This is a genomic window from Paraburkholderia sp. BL27I4N3 (assembly GCF_003386115.1).
In the GTDB taxonomy this organism is placed as follows: domain Bacteria; phylum Pseudomonadota; class Gammaproteobacteria; order Burkholderiales; family Burkholderiaceae; genus Paraburkholderia.
This window is the reverse complement of sequence record NZ_QREJ01000001.1, coordinates 1,106,541-1,125,128: the sequence shown is the minus strand read 5'-3', so window position 1 is coordinate 1,125,128 and position 18,588 is coordinate 1,106,541. Positions and strand designations below refer to the sequence as shown.

The window sequence follows — 18,588 nt, the reverse complement described above, 5'->3', positions numbered from 1 at the left end:
TTCTCGAAAGCGCTACGCGCAGAATCCCTCGATCAACGCGGCCACCTGCTCCGGCTGGTCGTGATGCACCATGTGCCCCGCTCCGTCGATGATTTTCTCGCGCCAGTCGGGGAACGCCTGAAAACGCGCCTTGAATTCGTCGAGTGGAATCTCGCCGGCAATCTGCGCGAGGGTCGGCGAATTGGCGGCTTCCACGTGCAGCACCTTCGCGCTTACCTTACGCCAGGTCGCCATCACTTCGTCGAGACGGTACAGCGCCGGGCCGCGCAGCTTGTGCGCGGGATCCGCGAGCAGCATGAAGCGCCCTTCGCCGTCCGGCTTCGACCAATGCTGCGCGAGAAACTGCGCGCGCTGCGGATCGAGGCGCGGATTGGTCTTGATCAGGCGCGCGGCGACGTCGTCGAGCGACGCGTAGCGCTTCAGTTGCGGCGGATCGCGCAACTCGTCGAGCCAGTTGCGCAGGCGCCTGGGCGCTTGCGCCGAATGCGACGGCGCAAGACCGAAGCCTTCCAGATCGACCACCCGCCGCACCCGCTCCGGCCGCACGCCCGCATACACGCAGGCGATGTTCGCCCCCATGCTGTGGCCGACCAGATTCACTTCGCCGGCCGGCGCGTAGTGATCGAGCAACGCGTCGAGATCGGCCAGATAGTCCTGAATCCAGTAGTTGCCGCCGCCGTGCTCCGCCACCGGCCAGTCCGACAGGCCAAAACCGCGCATATCCGGCGCCAGCACCTGCCAGTCGCCGCCCAGCGCATCCACGACGAACTGGAACGACGCGGCCACGTCCATCCAGCCGTGCAGCATGAAGAGCATCGGCGCATCCGGATTGCCCCAACGCCGCACATGCAGGCGGATACCGCGCACGGCGACGAATTCAGACTGGGAAGTGTTCATGAACGGCACGTCCAAAAAACGAATGGTCGTTCGATTATAACGAGATAGCCCGCCTATGCGCGGGCCGGATGGTGAAGTAAATCTCAATCGCCGGACAAGAGCGGCGCCAGGACGCTGTCCGCATCGCATCCGCGCGGACCTTGCCGCGAGCCGCGAAGCGAGCACCTCGTGGCCGGGCCAAGCGGCTCAACCACACAACCGTTTACAATACCCGATTCGACCATCCAACGCGCCCGATGCGCCAGCGAGGCCGGACAGCCCGCTGAGACCAACCGTTCCGGGCAATCCGGCGCCCTGTCCAGCGCGCGCAGCGACCGATCAAGAGGAGACACCGTGACCATTTACAAGCTTGGCGAAGCCGCCCCAACCATCCATGAAAGCGTCTTTGTCGCGGATTCGGCGAGCATTATCGGCAACGTGACACTCGGGGAGAACGCCAGCGTCTGGTTCGGCGCGACGATTCGCGGCGACAACGAGCCGATCACCATCGGCGCCGCCAGCAACGTGCAGGAAAACGCCGTGCTGCACACGGACCCCGGTTTTCCGCTCACGATCGAGCCGAACGTGACCGTCGGCCATCAGGTCATGCTGCATGGCTGCACGATCAAGGAAGGTTCGCTGATCGGAATTCAGGCCGTGGTCTTGAATGGAGCGGTAATCGGCCGCAACTGTCTGGTCGGAGCGGGCGCCATTGTCACCGAGGGCAAGGTGTTTCCCGACAATTCGCTGATTCTCGGCGCGCCCGCCAAGGTGGTGCGCGAACTGACCGAGGCGGATATCGCCAACATGCAGCGCGGCGCGGCAGTTTATGCCGAGCGCCGCGAATACTACAAGGCGCAGCTCGTGCGCATCGGCTAACCAGCCGGCGCGCGCGGCGCGGCATCACGCTGCGTCATTTGACCGAGGAAAAGTTGTGAGCGACCAGTTGCAAAAATTCATGTTCAGCGCGGCGCCAGTGCGCGGCGAGATCGTTTCCCTGCGCAATACGTGGCAGGAAGTGCTGACGCGCCGCGACTATCCGGCGCCGGTGCGGACGGTTCTGGGCGAAATGATGGCGGCGTGCGCGCTGCTGTCGGCGAATCTCAAGTTCGACGGCACGCTCATCATGCAGATTTTCGGCGACGGCCCGGTCAAGATGCTAGTGGTGCAATGCGGCTCCGACCTGTCGATGCGCGCCACCGCCAAGCTGTCCGGCGAGGCGGCCAACGTGATCGGCGAGACGGCCAGCATGGTCGACCTGCTCAACGCAAGCGGCCACGGCCGCTGCGTGATCACGCTCGACCCGGCCAGCAAGCAACCCGGTCAGCAGCCGTATCAAAGTATCGTGCCGTTGTCGGGCGTGGATGGCCCGCTCAACTCGATGGCCGAAGTGCTCGAGCATTACATGCATCACTCTGAGCAGCTCGACACGCGCCTGTGGCTCGCGGCGAACACCGAGCGCGCGGTCGGCATGCTGCTGCAAAAGCTGCCGGGCGACGGCGGCATCGTGCCCCATCCGGGCGATCTCGACGCGGACACGTGGGAGCGCGTCTGCACGTTGGGCGGCACGATGTCGCAAGACGAGCTGCTGAAGGAAGAACCGGAAACGATCTTCCGGCGGCTCTTCTGGCAGGAAAACGTCCAGCATTTCGAACCGGCCACGGCGCGCTTCGAGTGCACGTGTTCGCGCGAAAAAGTCGGCGGCATGCTGAAGATGCTGGGCCGCGAGGAAGTCGACGGCGTGCTCGAAGAGCGCGGCCATGTCGAGATTCATTGCGAGTTCTGCAACCAGCGTTACGAGTTCGATCCGGTCGACGTGGCGCAACTTTTCGTCGCCGAGGCGCTCTCACAAGGTGTGACGCCCGCGGCTGAACAGCGGCACTAAACGGCTCGTCAGCGCGCGGATTGCATACGCGCCGAACGGCGTTTCGTCACACCTGTATCACGGCAGTAAAAATACCGCGCCGCCCGCTGCCTATTCAGGGCCCGGGCGGCGCAGTATCTTTGATCATTGCGTTGAATCATTGGCGGTGCGCGCGGCGCATGATTTGCTTAGGCATCCGACCGATGGAGATCGAACATGAACCATCCTACTTCGTTAATCCGGCTGCTGTGCCGTGCGCGCACTGTCGTTGCGCTGGCTGTCGTCGTCGGCAGTGGCGCGCTGGCGGGCTGCATGATGGACCCGCCGGGCCCGTCGCCGATTTATAGCCGGCTGCCCGCCGACCAGTCAGGCATGGCCGCCACCGCCCAACCGCTGACGCCTGAAGAACGCCAACGCTATGACGCGATCGACCGCCAGGTGATGGCCGAGCAGAATCAGGCGATTGCGGCCGACAACGCAGCGCAAGCCTGGTCGCGTTACTACGCGCCACCTGTCAGCGTGTACGGCAGCTATTACGGCGGTGGTTGGGGACACGGCTGGGGTACGGGTATCGGCGTCGGTTACGGGCCGTATTGGGGCTGGTGAGCGCCCACAGGCTCTGATGCGCACTGCGGAAATCGCGGCTCGGCGCGCGGCGGCGAGGGTCAAAGAAAAAGGCACGGTTCTCACCGTGCCTTTATTGCATCCGTCGTACTGAACCGTTGCCGTGCTACGGCGACGCTCAGTGCGCAGGCTTCTTGTCTTTCGCCGCAGCCGCCTTGCCGCCATGCTTGCGATCCGGCTTCGCGCGCGACTCCGGATTCGGCACCACATGCAGCGGCGCCGCCGACATCTCGCCTCGTGTGGAGGTCGTGACCGAAGGCGTGTTCCCCGACGGCAACGGCGCGTTCGGCGAGACGAACTGCACGAACACCTCGCCGTCCTTCACCATGCCCATCTCATAACGCGCCCGCTCTTCGACGGCGGACGTGCCGTTCTGCAAGTCCTGCACTTCGCCTTGAATGCGTTCGTTGCGCAGTTTCGAATCGGCATTCTTTTGCACCTGCTGCGCCAGTTGCTGCTGCAACTCGTGCACGCGCAACCAACCGCCGTGCCCCCACCAGAGCGGGTACTGGATCAGCGCCAGTAGAACGATCAGGACAGCAGTGACAAGCCGCATGAAGTAAGCACAATAAATACACGCCGCCCTGCGCTATACGCAGGGCGGCGGGGTCAATCAGAAACGAAGGATAACCGGCTCATCGGTCAGCGCCAGCACACCAGCCATTAGCGCAGATTGTAGAACGCCGACTTGCCCGGGTAGCTGGCGATATCACCGAGGTCTTCTTCGATACGCAGCAACTGGTTGTACTTCGAGATGCGGTCCGAGCGCGACAGCGAACCCGTCTTGATCTGACCGGCGTTCAGGCCGACCGCGATATCCGCGATCGTCGAATCTTCGGTTTCGCCCGAGCGGTGCGAGATCACTGCGGTGTAACCGGCGCGCTTGGCCATTTCGATCGCCGCGAAGGTTTCCGTGAGCGTACCGATCTGGTTGATCTTGATCAGGATCGAGTTGGCGATGCCCTTCTCGATGCCTTCTTTCAGGATGCGCGTGTTGGTGACGAACAGGTCGTCGCCGACCAGTTGCACCTTCTTGCCGAGCTTGTCGGTCAGCGTTTTCCAGCCGGCCCAGTCGCTTTCGTGCATGCCGTCTTCGATCGACACGATCGGGAACTTGTCGGCCAGGTTCGCGAGGTAGTCCGCGAATTCCGTGGACGACAGTTGCAGGCCTTCGCCGGCCAGTTGGTACTTGCCGTCGTGGTAGAACTCGCTCGCCGCGCAGTCGAGTGCCAGCAGCACGTCTTCACCGGCGCGGTAGCCGGCTTTTTCGATGGCTTGCAGAATGGTCGACAGGCATTCGTCGTTGCTGCCGAAGTTCGGCGCGAAGCCGCCTTCGTCGCCCACTGCCGTGCTCATGCCGCGATCCGACAGGATCTTCTTCAGCGCGTGGAACACTTCGGCGCCGCAGCGCAGTGCCTCGCGGAAGGTCGGCTGGCTGACCGGCACGATCATGAATTCCTGGATGTCCAGGCTGTTATTGGCGTGCGCGCCGCCGTTGACGATATTCATCATCGGCACCGGCAGTTGCATTGCGCCCGAGCCGCCGAAGTAGCGGTACAGCGGCAGGCCGGCTTCTTCAGCGGCAGCCTTCGCGACGGCCATCGAAACAGCCAGCATCGCGTTCGCGCCGAGGCGCGACTTGTTGTCCGTGCCGTCGAGTTCCAGCAGGGTCTTGTCGAGGAAGGCCTGCTCGGAAGCGTCGAGGCCCATGATCGCTTCGGAGATTTCGGTGTTGATGTGCTCGACAGCCTTCAGCACGCCCTTGCCGCCGTAACGGCCGGTTTCGCCGTCGCGCAGTTCGATTGCTTCACGCGAACCCGTCGACGCGCCAGACGGCACCGCGGCGCGGCCCATCGTGCCCGATTCGAGCAGCACGTCGCATTCGACGGTGGGGTTGCCTCGCGAATCGAGAATCTCTCGACCGATGATATCTACGATAGCACTCATGGTTTCCTCAAGAAATGACGTTGAATTCTTTACTGTGACACTGTATCTGGCGCCTGACGATCCGGAGTCAGCGCTTCATCGCTCACTCCGGTTCCGTGCAGAGCACCGGTCTCCCCGGCAAACTACCTGCGCGCAGATACGTTCGACGACCATTGCGTGCATTCGCCGCGTGCCACGATTGTGCGTACCGATCGTGACACGCGGTGAACGCCTGAATCAGTTGAAATCGCTTTCGAGGAACGGCGCGCGCTTGACGGCCTGATCGAGCGTAACCAGCGTCTCGAGCAGATCGGCCATGCGATGCAGCGGCACGGCGTTCGGACCATCCGACTTGGCTTCAGCCGGATTCGGGTGCGTCTCCATGAAGAGCCCCGCCACGCCCACCGCCACCGCAGCACGCGCCAGCACCGGCACGAACTCGCGCTGACCACCCGAACTCGTGCCCTGCCCGCCCGGCAACTGCACCGAGTGGGTGGCGTCGAACACGACCGGCGCATTGGTTTCGCGCATGATCGCGAGCGAACGCATGTCCGACACGAGGTTGTTATAACCGAACGACACGCCGCGCTCGCACGCCATGAAGCGGTCTTCCGACAGACCTGCTTCACGCGCGGCGTCGCGCGCCTTGTCGATCACGTTCTTCATATCGCCCGGTGCGAGAAACTGGCCTTTCTTGATGTTGACCGGTTTGCCCGAACGCGCGCAAGCGTGAATGAAGTCCGTTTGGCGGCACAGGAAAGCCGGCGTTTGCAACACGTCGACCACCGAGGCGACCTGCTCGATCTCGTGCTCGGCGTGAACGTCGGTCAGCACCGGCAGACCGAGCTGACGCTTCACTTCCGACAGAATCCGCAAGCCTTCGTCCATGCCCAGACCGCGGAACGACTTGCCGCTGCTGCGATTGGCCTTGTCGTACGACGATTTGTAGATGAACGGAATATTCAGCTTCGCGCAGATTTCCTTCAGCCGGCCAGCTGTGTCGATCGTCATCTGTTCGGATTCGACGACACAGGTGCCTGCGATCAGGAAAAACGGCTTGTCGAGCCCGATTTCGAAATCGCCCAGTTTCATGCTTTCTCCCCGACTGCGACCGGCGCTTGCGCCTCGTGATGCGCAAGCGCTGCTTCGACGAACGACTTGAACAGCGGATGCCCGTCACGCGGCGTGGACGTGAATTCCGGGTGGAACTGCACGCCGACGAACCACGGGTGCATGCTGCGCGGCAATTCCATCATTTCCGGCAGATCTTCGCTCGGAGTACGGGCGCTGATGATAAGGCCGCCGGCTTCGAGTTGGGGCACGAAGCGGTTATTGACTTCATAACGGTGGCGATGGCGTTCGTTCACGTCCTTGCCATAAATCTCTTCGGCCATGGTGCCGGGCTTGATCGGGCAACGTTGCGAACCGAGGCGCATGGTGCCGCCCAGATCCGACTCTTCCGTACGCTTCTCGACGCGGCCTTCGCGGTCGTACCACTCGGTGATCAACGCAACCACGCGGTTGGGCGTTTCCTGATCGAACTCGGTGCTGTTCGCGTCTTTCAGACCGACCACGTCGCGGGCGAATTCGATCACGGCGAGTTGCATGCCGAGGCAGATGCCGAGATACGGCACCTTCGCTTCGCGGGCGTAGCGGATCGCGGCGATCTTGCCTTCGGTACCGCGACGGCCGAAGCCGCCCGGCACGAGCACGGCGTCCAGATGCTTGAGGCTTTCGACGCCTTGCGTCTCGACCTCTTCCGAATCGATGTATTCGATGTTGACCTTGGTCGACGTATGCATCGACGCGTGGCGCAACGCTTCGATCAGCGACTTGTACGACTCGGTCAGATCGACATACTTGCCGACCATGCCGATCGTGACTTCGTGCTTCGGGTGCTCCAGCTTCTCGACGAGGTCGGACCACATGGACAGGTCCGCGGGCTTCGGCGCGAGCTTGAGCTCTTCGCAGATGATCGCGTCCAGACCCTGATCGTGCAGCATCTGTGGAATCTTGTAGATGCTGTCCGCGTCCCACACGGAGATCACGGCGTCTTCCGGCACGTTCGAGAACATGGAGATCTTGGCGCGCTCGTCGTCCGGAATGCGGCGGTCGGCACGGCACAGCAGCACGTGCGGCGAGATGCCGATTTCGCGCAGCTTCTGCACGCTGTGCTGCGTGGGCTTGGTCTTCAGTTCGCCAGCCGTGGCGACCCAGGGCACCAGCGTGAGGTGCACGAAGCACGCGCTGTTGCGGCCCATGCGCAGGCTCATCTGACGCGCGGCCTCAAGGAACGGCAGCGATTCAATATCGCCTACCGTGCCGCCCACTTCGACAATGGCGACGTCCGGCTCACCGCACGTCGCGGAAGCCGCGCCGCGTTCGATGAACGCCTGGATTTCATTCGTGATGTGCGGGATGACCTGCACCGTCTTGCCGAGATAATCGCCGCGACGTTCCTTGCGGATCACCGATTCGTAAATCTGGCCCGTGGTGAAGTTATTGGCCTTGCGCATCTTCGTGCTGATGAAGCGCTCATAGTGGCCGAGGTCGAGGTCGGTCTCCGCTCCGTCTTCCGTCACGAACACTTCGCCGTGCTGAAACGGGCTCATCGTGCCGGGGTCGACATTGATGTAGGGATCGAGCTTGAGGAGGGTGACTTTAAGACCGCGCGATTCGAGGATCGCGGCGAGGGAAGCGGCGGCAATACCCTTGCCGAGGGAAGATACTACGCCGCCGGTGACGAAAACATATTTGGTCATCGCTGGATGCTCGCGGGAAAAACGGATTATACCGTAAAGCAGGGCCCCAACCCCAGCAAAATCCTGGCGGCATCCACACGTGCGCGCGCAGTGGCGGCGGCCGTTGCCGCGATGGGATCACGCACCGTTTCCTGCGGCGCGTGCCGGCGCGGCGCGCCATGGCCGGCGTCGCGATGCATGGCTGATGCGGCCGCCGTCGCCGTCCGCGCCAACGTCGGCGCGTGCGTTCGTGTCAGCCCCGCTGCTCCAGTTCATGCAACATGCTCTGCACCGCGCGCGCGGTTTCGACGGGTTTCTCCATCGGGTAAAGATGACTGCCCTCGATCCATTCCACATGGCCGCCGGTCGCGCGGCGGGTGGCGTCGAGACCGGCCTGGCGGATTTCCTTCGAACGCGTGCCGGCGATGAAGCCCACCGGCACGGGCGCGCCCCGGGCGAGCCGCGAGCCGAGCGTGTGCGGCAAGGTCTTGTAGATCTGATATTCGGTACGACGGTCGAAGGCCAGCGAGCGCGAGCCGTCCGGCGAAGTCTGCGGAATGCCGAAGTCGATGTAGTCGGACAGCATGCGCTCGTCCCAGCGCGCGAACGCGGGCTTCGAATGGAAATGGCGCCACGCTTCGTCGCGGCTCGCCCACTGGGTGCGTCGCGTGCGGGTCGCGGCCGCGGGCGAGAGCCGCTCGTCAAGCCCGGTCCATTGCGACACGCGCAGCATGCTGCTGCGCCAGCCGGCGATCACCGGCGAATCGAGCATCACCACGCCTCGCACCCATTGCGGCTTCTTGAGCGCGGCCATCAACGAAAGATAGCCGCCGAGCGAATGCCCCACCAGCCACACCGGCTGCTCATACGTTTTGCGGATGTCGTCGAGCAACTGTTCGACCAGATGCGGCCAGTCCTGCGTCACCGGAAAGCGCGCGTCGTGGCCAATCCGTTCGATGAAGCGCAGTTCGTAGTCGTCGGCAAGCTCGGCGAAGATCGTGCGGTAGGTCGATGCCGGAAAGCCGTTCGCGTGCGAGAAGTGAATGATGTTTTTCAACTGCGGCTGTCTCCGTTCTGTTCTTGCGTGCGGGGCGCGGCACGCACCTGCGTGCAGTCAACACGCCCCGCGCGCGTTTCTTCTATCTGCGCGGCCGGCGCCTCACCCAATAACCGGTCAGCGATCCATCCAGTAGCGGCGCTGCGTGTCGCGATAGCGCTCGAGCGTGACCGTGGCGGTGCTGCCGGCGGCCTGATTCGTCCCGCCGGCCGGGCTCACCTCGACCCGCACCGCACCGTCCGTATCGCTGCGCCCGAGTTCGATCCGCCGCGCCTTGTAGCGCTCGAACACACCCGCATTCGGATGATGAAAACGGTTGCGATAGCCTACCTGAAATAGCGCGATGAGCGGGTCGATAGAGTCGAGGAACGGCTCGGTCGACGAAGTCTTGCTGCCGTGATGCGGCACGACCAGCACCTGCGCGCGCAGCGCCTCGCGATCGCGCGCGAGCAGAACGCGTTCGACTGGCGCCTCGATGTCCGCCGTCAGCAAGGCCGTCATGCGCGGCGGCTCTGTGTGGTTACGTCCGGGCGGCGGGCTCGCCGCAACCGGCAACGTGCTGACCCGCAGCACGCAGCAATGCGCATTCGGCTTGCCTTGCAGCGGACCGGCGTCCGGCCAGAGCATCGCGAACTCCACGCCGTCCCATTGCCAGTGCTGGCCAGCCGCGCAAGGCAGTGTCTGGGCGCCGCGCTGCCGTGCGTTCGACCACAGCGCATTCGACGGCGCCAATGCCGCCACCATTTGATGCACCTCGATCGCCTCCTGCACTGCGGGGGCGCCGCCCGAATGATCGGAGTCGGCGTGGCTCACTATCAACGTATCGAGCGCCGTCACGCCATGCGCCTGTAAAAACGGCACGACCACCCGCTCGCCCGCGTGAGTCGATTCCGGACCCGGTCCGGTATCGAACAGCAAAGTGTGATGCGCCGTTTCGACCAGCACCGAAGTGCCCTGGCCGACGTCCAGCGCGGTCAAACGGAAACTGCCGTGCGGCGGTCCGGACGGCGCGGGTATCAGCAGCGGCAGCCACGTCAGCGGCGCGGCCCAGCGCAGCGGCCAGCCGCGCGGCGCCAGACACCAGAGCACGCCCACTGCCGCCGCGGCCAGCGTCCACGGATCCGGTTGCGGCAGACGCCAGAGCGTCCAGGCGGGGCCGGAAAGCGCTTGCAAGCCCACGGTCAGCAGCGCCAGCAAAGCGTGTGCGGCATGCCAGGCGTGGGCATCGAGCGGCGCCGGCAACGCGACGCCCGCCAGCACCGCGGGCGTGACCAGCAGGCTCACCCACGGAATCGCAAAGGCATTCGCAAGCGGCCCGATCAACGGAATCTGCGCGAACCAGTAGACGGTCAACGGCGCGAGCGCGACCGTCACGGCGAACTGCACCTGCGCGGCACTGCGTAGCCGCGCGCCGGCATCGCGCAAACGGCGGCGCAAGATAGAACCCAGTCTCGACGAGCGGCTCGCCGCAGCGCCATCCTCGGCTGGTTCATCGCGATGCTGTTCGTGAGCCTGCACATGCGGCCGTCCCGACATGGCGAACAGAATCGCCGCCACCGCGCAGAACGACAACCAGAATCCCGCCGACACGACCGCCCACGGATCGATCATCAGCACGAGCCCCAGGGCCCACGCGAGCACCGCCGAGCGTGCCACATTGCGCCCGCTGATAAAAGCGAGCGCGACGACCCCCGCCATCCACAGCGCGCGCTGCGCCGGCACATTGAAGCCGGCCAACGCGGCATGCAGCGCGGCGAACAGCGCGCCGCCCGTCACCGCGACGACTTGTGCCGGCAGCCGCAACGGCCAGTTGCGGCCGATCCATCCGGAGCGTCGCCACAGCGCGCCCGCCAGCCAACCCGCAAGGCCCGCGACGAAGCCGATATGCAGCCCCGAAATCGCCACCAGATGGCTCGTGCCCGTGCCGCGCATCAGCAGCCAGTCCGCGGCGCTGACTTCGTCCTGCGCGCCGATAGCAAGCGCCACGACGATCCCCCGATGCGGCGCGTCGGCGAGCACCGTGTCGATCCGCTCGCGTAACGCGGCGCGCCAGCCGTCCACCGTGACGCCGACGCCGCGTGCCCTGCCAGGCAATCGCACGGCATGAGCCGGGGCGCTCACATAGCCGGTGGCGCGCACGTTGCGCGCAAGCAGAGTCGCCTCAGCATCGCGCACGCCGAAATTGGCATTGCCGTGCGGGCGTTTGAGCCGCACGGTCAGCCGCCAGCGCGAACCGGGTTCGAGCAAAGGCGGCGGCGCATCTTCGGTGATCCACGAGAGCTGGATCACGCGCGGAAAAGCGTCGATTGGCGCTTCAGCCGACTCGACGTCGAATAGAAAACGCGCGCCGTTTTCGTCGCGTGACGGCAAGCCTTTGATACTGCCGACGACCTCGATATCGCGACCTTCCCATTCGTTCGGCAAGCTCACCGCGAGGCGCAGGTCCGCGCGTATGGCTGCGTAGCCGATGCCCACGCACATTGCCGCGCACCACACGGCGCTCCAGCCGACGAAGGAACGCACGCGCCGGCTGAAGCGGATGCGGTGTGAGGGCGAAGCGAGGGTCGCCACACACGGGCGCCTGCTAGCCTCGCCCAAACCCCACATCGCCACCACGACCGCGGCGCAAGCAAACAACACCAAACCGCACAACACCGTCCAATCCGGCAACGCTGCCTGCCGTTGCAGCGCGATCACGCCCAACGCAAATCCACACCACCATGCCCGCATCCGCCCTCCGCCAGCAATCGCCGGACGATGGAACACCCGGCGCGCAGGCGTGAGCGAGCCCGCCAGGCGTGGGTATCGCCCGGCGCGAACCACTCAGACCATCGGGCTTAATTATGCAGAGGAAAGTGCCAGCCGCGGCAGCGCGGCGAGCGCGTTAGCCGTTGTGCCTAGGGCGGCTTCGTCGGCGGCCATGCCGCGTAGCTGCGCGAGGCCCGCGCCGATTGCGGGAATCTGCTCCGGCGTGTTGCGCTGCTTGTAAATCCACGACGGCGCGATGTCCGGCGCGTCGGTTTCGACGACCAGCGCGTCGAACGGCAACTGTTCGGCGAGACGGCGGATTTGCCGGGCGCGCTCGAAAGTCAGATTGCCGCCGAAGCCGAGATGCATGCCCTGATCGATATACGCCTGAGCCTGCTGAAAACTGCCATTGAACGCATGCGCGATGCCGCGATGAATCTGATGCCGCCGCAGTCCCTTGATCACCTGATCCTGCGATTTGCGCACATGGCAGATCACCGGCAGATCGAATTCACGGGCGAGCTGCAGCTGGCCGTTGTAGAAGAATTGCTGGCGCGCGTCGTCGAGACCGTCGACGAAATAATCGAGTCCGATCTCGCCGATGCCGACAAACAGCGGATCATCGAGACTCGCCTCGATTTCCATGCGCAGCAGATCGAGATCGCTGTCTTGCGCGCCCGGCGTGAACAACGGATGGATACCGAGCGCATACGCGCCGCCGTCGACCCGCCGCGCCAGTTCACGCACCGCCACGAAATTCTGCCGCCCGATCGCCGGAATCACGATGCGCACGACACCCGCGCGGTGCGCCGCCGCCGCGACTTCCGCGCGGTCGGCGTCGAATTCCGATGCGTCGAGATGACAGTGCGTATCGATCCACATGACATGCCTCGCTAACGGCGCAACATCGGCAAACGAAGGCCCGCCATTTAAACCGGCACCGGCGGCTCTTCGTGCAGCACACCGTCGCGCAGCCGCATGATGCGGTCGCAACGTCCCGCGAGTTCGGGATCATGCGTGACGATCACGAAGCTCGTGTCGAGCGTTTGCGACAGTTCGAGCATCAGGTTGAAGACGGTGTCGGCGGTGCCGCCGTCGAGATTGCCAGTGGGTTCATCGGCCAGCACGCAGGCGGGCTTCGTCACCAGAGCGCGCGCAATCGCAACGCGCTGACGCTCGCCGCCCGACAACTCGCCCGGCCGATGTTTCGCGCGATGCCCCATGCCGACGCGCTCCAGTACCGCGAGCGCCTCGCGGCGCGACGCTTCGGTCGTCATGCGGCGAATCCGCAGCGGCATCGCCACGTTATCGAGCGCGGTGAATTCCGGCAGCAGATGGTGGAACTGATACACGAAACCCAGCGCGCGATTGCGCAAGTCGTTGCGTTCGCGCTCGGAGAGCTTCGTGAACGGCTTGCCCATCACCGACACATGGCCGGCGCTCGGATCGTCGAGGCCGCCGAGCACGTGCAGCAGCGTGCTCTTGCCCGACCCCGACGCGCCGACGATCGCCAGCTTCTCGCCGCGCCGCACGCTCAGCTCGGTGTTGTTGAGCACCGTCACGTTCAGACCGCCCTGCACGAACGACTTGGAAATGCCGGTTGCTTCCAGCACGTAGGGATGCGGCACGGTGTCGGAAGAAGCCATGGATAAGTTAGCGGAACGGTCATTCATAGCGCAGTGCCTCCGCGGGACGGACTTTGGCACCACGCCAGCTCGGGTACAACGTGGCCAGCGCGGACATCACGAAGGCGATCACGCCGATTCGCGCGACGTCGGCCGGAACCAGTTCGGACGGCAGTTCGCTGATGAAATACACCGACGGCGGCAGAAACTGCACGCCGAGCAGATGCTCGATCATGGGCACGAGCCACGGAATGCTCCACGCGATCAGGCAGCCGAGCGCGACGCCGGTCGCCGTGCCGATAAAGCCGATCGTCACGCCCTGCACCACAAAAATCTTCATGATCGAGCCGGGCTGCGCGCCGAGCGTGCGCAGAATTGCGATGTCGGCCTGCTTGTTGGTCACCGTCATCACAAGCGACGACACCAGATTGAACGCCGCCACCGCGATGATCAGCGTGAGGATGATGAACATCATGCGTTTTTCGATCTGCACCGCGGAGAACCACGTCTTGTTCTGCTGCGTCCAGTCGCGAATGTATAAATCGCCGGACAGCGTGCGCGCAAGCTGATGCGCGACTTCCGGCGCGCGCTGCATGTCGGTCAGGCGCAGCCGCACGCCGGTCGGCGCGGGCAGCCGGAACAGCGCCTGCGCGTCCTTGATGTTGATCAGCGCGAGTGTGCTGTCGTATTCGTAGTGCCCCGACTCGAAGATGCCCACCACCGTGAACTGTTTCAGCCGAGGCAGCATGCCGGCGGGTGTGATGGTGCCTTCCGGCGCGACCAGCGTGATCTTGTCGTTGACCGTCACACCGAGATTGGTGGCGAGGTCGGCGCCCAGCACGATGCCGAAATCTCCCGGCACCAGCGCGTTCAGACTGCCGCCTTTCATCTCCTTACCAATGTCGGATACCTGCGGCTCCAGCGACGGCTCCACGCCGCGCAGCGCCACCCCGCTCACCACGTCCTGGCGCGTGAGTAAGGCCTGCGCTTCGACATATGGCGCCGCGCCGATCACTTCCTTGTTCTGGCGGGCTTCCTTCGCGGTCAGCTCCCAGTTGGGCATCGAGCCGGTCGGCGAAAAGATTTCGACGTGCGCGAGCACCGACAGCATGCGGTCGCGCACTTCTTTCTGAAAACCGTTCATCACGGACAACACGACGATCAGCGCCGCGACGCCGAGCGCGATGCCCGACATCGACACGAGTGCGATGAAGGAGATGAAGCCGTTACCGGTCGTGCGTTTGCCGGCGCGGGTGTAGCGCCAGCCAATCTGCCATTCGTAGGGAAATTTCAAGCGAATCCTTTTCTGCGTTTTTCGGCTTTGTGCCGCGCACGAAGGCGTGATGCGCCTTTCGTGCGGCCCGAGCGTCGTGATCATTGGTGTCGTTGCGACGCGGATGGTTCCGGGACGGCGCGCCGTTGCGTAGCAATGCGCGCGCCACCGCGGTGCGCGACGCCTGGGAGGCGTGGTTCTGCCGTTGCCGACATCGCTGCCACCACTAATCACGCGCGAAGTTTGCCATACAATGCGGCCCGCTCGCGCAATGGCAGTGTGGACCGGGCTCTGGACAGAAACGCCGCCGCGCGGGCGCTCACGCAGACCCGGCGGCTGCCGTCGTGAAACGGACCGGCTTCGCCGTGCCGGGTCTCAGGCGCAGCGGCGCTTGCATCTAGCGCAGGTTGTAACGCCCGCGCAGCTCGTTGATGATGCCCGCGGCGGCACTGTTGGCGGCGTCACGCACGTCGGCGTCCTTGCGGTCGCGGTGCAGATGACTGATGTCCCAGTTGCAGCCTGTCTCGTCGTCCACCGTTTCGTGAAAGCCGGTCGGGATCCAGCCGGCGGTGGCCGGGTTTGCATCGAGCGCCTTGACGACCAGTGCTAGCAATTCCTGCTCGGTCTTGAGTTCACGCGACATGCCGGTCTCCTCGTCATGTGCGCGGTGCCGCCGCGCGCGGCTGCTGCTCCGGCGAGCCGGCCGGCGGTGAACCCGGAGGTCCGCTGCCGCCGAGCTTCGTCGAGCGGATGCTGATGGTCGGAATACTCGCACTCTTTGCCCTACAATGCGCAGCATCATGCTCGCCAACCGTCTCCATCTTCTCCTGCCCTTCGCGCTGCCCGCCGCAGCGGACGCCTCCACCGCCCTTCACGACATCCGCAGCCCGGCCCTCGACCGGCTGATCGCGCGCGCGACGCTGGTGGAGCGCTTGGTGGGTGAAGACTTTCAGCGCACGCTGCCGCACGAGCGCTGGGTGGCGCGCCAGTTCGGCGCGCTGCCGAGCGGCGCGGCAGCCGCCGACGAAGCGCCCCTCGCGCCCTACATGCTGCGCGCCGACGGCGGCGAACCCGGCAGCGCGACATGGGCCTGCGTGCAGCCGGTACACGTGCGCATCGCGCACGATCATCTGGTGCTGATCGACCCGGCCTCGCTCGACCTGTCCGACGAAGAAGCCGGCGCGCTGCTCGCCGTCGCGCGGCCGTTGATCGAGGAACTCGGCGTGCGTATCGAAGCGCCGCGGCCCGCGCGCTGGTATGTGTCGGGCGACGGCTTCGGCACGCTCGCCGGCGCGTCGCCGTTGCGCGCGAGCGGGCGCAACATCGAAATCTGGCTGCCACACGAGGCGCATTCCGGCGAACGTTCGCGCGCGTGGATGAAGCTGCAGAACGAAGTGCAGATGGCATGGTTCGAGCATCCGGTCAACGAAGCGCGCGAGGCGCGCGGCCTGCCGGCCGTCAACTCGATCTGGTTTCATGCGCAGGGCGCGGTCCAGCCGGTACGCAGTCCGTTCGCACGCGTGTTCTCCGATGCAGCCGCCACGCGCGGTCTTGCGATGACTGCCGGGGTCGCGGCCGGCACGCCGCCGGCCTCGTTCGGCGCGCTGGCGTCGCTCGCGAGCAGTGCGAACGGCGCCACCCACGCGGGCGCGAGCATCACACTGGTCGAACTCGATCCATTCTCCGCGCCCTACATCGAGCAGGACTGGGCGCGCTGGAACGACGCGTTCGCCGCCATGCAGACCGACTGGTTCGAACCAGCGCTCGCCGCGCTGCAATCGGGCGATCTCGCCGAACTCGGCCTGACCTTGTGCGGCGACACCGGCTCGGTCACGCTCTCGGTCACACGCGGCGACCTGCGTAAATTCTGGCGGCGGCGTGTGCTCGCCTCGCTCTTCATCGAATAATTGATCGAATAATTGATCGAATGATTCAACGAATGACTCAACGAATGACCCACGGCCTCTCCGAATGACTCGAATCGTTACGCGCGCCTGTTCTCCCGTCGACGCCGAAATCCTCACGCGCCACGGCCTGCATCCGGTGCTCGCGCGCCTGTACGCATCGCGCGGCGTGTGCATGCCTGACGAAATCGAAACCGGCCTCGCGCGGCTCGTGCCGCCGGTCGCGCTCAAGGGTTGCGAAGACGCCGCCGCCTTGCTCGCCGACGCGATCCAGCAGAACCGCCGCATGCTGGTGGTCGCCGACTACGACTGCGACGGCGCCACCGCCTGCGCGGTCGCCGTGCGGGGCCTGCGCATGTTCGGCGGCCGGATCGAGTATCTGGTGCCGAACCGTTTCGAGTACGGCTACGGCCTGACGCCGGAGATCGTCGCGCTGGCGGCCCGCAATGCGTCGGGCAAACCGGATCTGCTGATCACGGTGGACAACGGCATCGCCAGCGTCGACGGGGTGGAGGCGGCCAACGCGCTCGGCATCGACGTGCTGGTTACCGATCACCATCTGCCCGGCGACGAACTGCCGCCCGCACGCGCGATCGTCAATCCGAACCAGCCGGGCTGTACGTTCCCGAGCAAGTGCATCGCCGGCGTCGGCGTGATGTTTTATGTGCTGCTGGCATTGCGCGCGGAATTGCGCCGCCGTGGCGCCTTCAACGACGCGTTTCCCGAACCGCGCCTCGACGGCCTGCTCGATCTGGTCGCGCTCGGCACGGTCGCGGACGTGGTCAAGCTCGACGGCAATAACCGCGTGCTGGTCGCGCAAGGTTTGCAGCGCATCCGCAAGGGCAAGATGCAGCCGGGCATCGCGGCATTGTTTCGCGCCGCCGCGCGCGACGCCCGCAATGCATCGGGCTTCGACCTCGGCTTCGCGCTCGGGCCGCGCCTGAACGCGGCGGGACGGCTGTCGGACATGTCGCTCGGAATCGAATGCCTGACTACCGACGACATCGGCCGCGCATGGGATCTCGCGCAGCAACTGGATACGATGAACCGCGAACGCCGCGAGATCGAAGCCGGCATGCAGCAGCAGGCGCTCGAAGATCTCTCGGCGATCAATCCCGATGGCGCGACCACCATCACGCTGTTCAATCCGAGCTGGCATCAGGGCGTGATCGGCATCGTTGCCGGACGGTTGAAGGAAAAATTCCACCGGCCTTCATTCACCTTCGCGCTCGCCGACGACAGCGGCCAGACCGTCAAAGGTTCGGGCCGCTCCATCTCGGGCTTCCATCTGCGCGACGCGCTCGACCTGATTTCGAAGCGCGAACCGGGCCTGATCGTCAAATTCGGCGGCCACGCAATGGCTGCGGGCCTCACGCTCGCCGCCGCCGACGTGCCGCGCTTCACCGCGGCGTTCGAAACGGTCGGCCGGGAATGGCTCTCCGAAGACGCGCTCTCGCGCACCGTGGAAACCGATGGCGAACTGGAAGACGCGTACTTCACGCCGCAATTCGTCGAAATGCTCGACGCCGCCGTGTGGGGCCAGGGCTTTCCGGCGCCGGTGTTTTCGGGCGAGTTCGACATCGCCTCGCAGGCGCTCGTGAAGGACAAGCATCTGAAGCTGCAACTGGTGCGCGGGCGCCAGCGTTTCAACGCGATCTGGTTCAATCACACCGACACCCTGCCCGCGCGCACCACGGTCGCCTATCGCCTTGCGAGCGATACGTGGAACGGTGTCTCGCGCGTGCAACTGATCGTCGAGCACGCGGCGAGCTAAGGTGGCCGATTGAAAAGCCCGGTTGAACCGGGCGCGTTGCAATCGCGAACTGAAGCGCAGATTTCACGCGACGAATGCAGCCGATGAGTCGACCCCGGCGCGCCAAGCGACCTGCGGACCGTGCCGGCGCCGCCGCACCGAAAATCTCGAAAATCTCCGCAAAATCAACCGCCAAC

Annotated in this window: 16 protein-coding genes; 5 read left to right on the top strand and 11 right to left on the bottom strand. The window is 64.9% G+C overall.

What is annotated here, in order from left to right; all coding sequences use genetic code 11:
- Positions 1–12 precede the first annotated feature (12 nt).
- Complete coding sequence (locus tag B0G71_RS05100; protein ID WP_116148340.1) at positions 13–897, bottom strand: alpha/beta fold hydrolase; 885 nt, start codon at positions 895–897, stop codon at positions 13–15.
- A 333-nt stretch (positions 898–1,230) separates the two neighbouring features.
- Between B0G71_RS05100 and B0G71_RS05095 the strand changes: the two genes are divergently transcribed.
- The 3 genes from B0G71_RS05095 (at position 1,231) to B0G71_RS05085 (ending at position 3,346) form a co-directional block, all read left to right on the top strand.
- Entirely contained in the window at positions 1,231–1,755 is a 525-nt protein-coding gene (locus tag B0G71_RS05095) for a gamma carbonic anhydrase family protein (RefSeq protein ID WP_106279473.1), read from the top strand.
- A 55-nt stretch (positions 1,756–1,810) separates the two neighbouring features.
- Complete coding sequence (gene hslO / locus B0G71_RS05090; protein ID WP_012433546.1) at positions 1,811–2,761, top strand: Hsp33 family molecular chaperone HslO; 951 nt, start codon at positions 1,811–1,813, stop codon at positions 2,759–2,761.
- A gap of 195 nt (positions 2,762–2,956) precedes the next feature.
- On the top strand, positions 2,957–3,346 hold the full coding sequence (locus tag B0G71_RS05085) for a hypothetical protein (protein WP_116140142.1): 390 nt from the start codon (positions 2,957–2,959) through the stop codon (positions 3,344–3,346).
- Positions 3,347–3,482: 136 nt separating this feature from the next.
- On the opposite strand, the gene ftsB is transcribed toward B0G71_RS05085, so the two are convergent.
- The 10 genes from ftsB to B0G71_RS05035 form a co-directional block, all read right to left on the bottom strand.
- Positions 3,483–3,920, bottom strand: coding sequence for a cell division protein FtsB (gene ftsB, locus B0G71_RS05080; protein ID WP_106279469.1), 438 nt, complete (start codon positions 3,918–3,920; stop codon positions 3,483–3,485).
- A gap of 107 nt (positions 3,921–4,027) precedes the next feature.
- Complete coding sequence (eno, locus tag B0G71_RS05075) at positions 4,028–5,311, bottom strand: phosphopyruvate hydratase (protein WP_012433549.1); 1,284 nt, start codon at positions 5,309–5,311, stop codon at positions 4,028–4,030.
- 216 nt (positions 5,312–5,527) lie between these two features.
- Positions 5,528–6,382: a 3-deoxy-8-phosphooctulonate synthase gene (kdsA, locus tag B0G71_RS05070; RefSeq protein WP_116140140.1), complete on the bottom strand. Its 855-nt coding sequence runs from the start codon at positions 6,380–6,382 to the stop codon at positions 5,528–5,530.
- On the bottom strand, positions 6,379–8,052 hold the full coding sequence (locus B0G71_RS05065) for a CTP synthase (protein ID WP_116140138.1): 1,674 nt from the start codon (positions 8,050–8,052) through the stop codon (positions 6,379–6,381). Before B0G71_RS05065 ends, kdsA begins: the two co-directional genes overlap by 4 nt.
- Positions 8,053–8,284: 232 nt before the next feature.
- Positions 8,285–9,088, bottom strand: coding sequence for an alpha/beta fold hydrolase (locus B0G71_RS05060; RefSeq protein ID WP_116140136.1), 804 nt, complete (start codon positions 9,086–9,088; stop codon positions 8,285–8,287).
- A gap of 117 nt (positions 9,089–9,205) precedes the next feature.
- The gene (locus B0G71_RS05055) at positions 9,206–11,818 is read right to left on the bottom strand and encodes a DNA internalization-related competence protein ComEC/Rec2 (protein ID WP_116140134.1); all 2,613 of its coding nucleotides are present in this window, start codon (positions 11,816–11,818) and stop codon (positions 9,206–9,208) included.
- Between the two features lie 111 nt (positions 11,819–11,929).
- Positions 11,930–12,718, bottom strand: coding sequence for a TatD family hydrolase (locus B0G71_RS05050; protein ID WP_116140132.1), 789 nt, complete (start codon positions 12,716–12,718; stop codon positions 11,930–11,932).
- A gap of 47 nt (positions 12,719–12,765) precedes the next feature.
- Positions 12,766–13,509: a lipoprotein-releasing ABC transporter ATP-binding protein LolD gene (lolD, locus tag B0G71_RS05045; RefSeq protein WP_106279458.1), complete on the bottom strand. Its 744-nt coding sequence runs from the start codon at positions 13,507–13,509 to the stop codon at positions 12,766–12,768.
- Positions 13,502–14,755 (bottom strand): lipoprotein-releasing ABC transporter permease subunit, encoded by a 1,254-nt coding sequence (locus tag B0G71_RS05040; RefSeq protein ID WP_106279456.1) that lies wholly within the window; start codon positions 14,753–14,755, stop codon positions 13,502–13,504. Before B0G71_RS05040 ends, lolD begins: the two co-directional genes overlap by 8 nt.
- A 376-nt stretch (positions 14,756–15,131) precedes the next feature.
- Positions 15,132–15,377: a hypothetical protein gene (locus B0G71_RS05035; protein WP_106279454.1), complete on the bottom strand. Its 246-nt coding sequence runs from the start codon at positions 15,375–15,377 to the stop codon at positions 15,132–15,134.
- A gap of 145 nt (positions 15,378–15,522) precedes the next feature.
- Here B0G71_RS05035 and B0G71_RS05030 point away from each other — a divergent pair, with 145 nt between their 5' ends.
- Both B0G71_RS05030 and recJ read left to right on the top strand, forming a co-directional pair.
- Positions 15,523–16,641, top strand: a complete 1,119-nt coding sequence (locus B0G71_RS05030) for a regulator (RefSeq protein WP_116140131.1) — start codon at positions 15,523–15,525, stop codon at positions 16,639–16,641.
- Positions 16,642–16,705: 64 nt separating this feature from the next.
- The gene (gene recJ, locus B0G71_RS05025) at positions 16,706–18,412 is read left to right on the top strand and encodes a single-stranded-DNA-specific exonuclease RecJ (RefSeq protein WP_116140129.1); all 1,707 of its coding nucleotides are present in this window, start codon (positions 16,706–16,708) and stop codon (positions 18,410–18,412) included.
- Positions 18,413–18,588 lie beyond the last annotated feature (176 nt).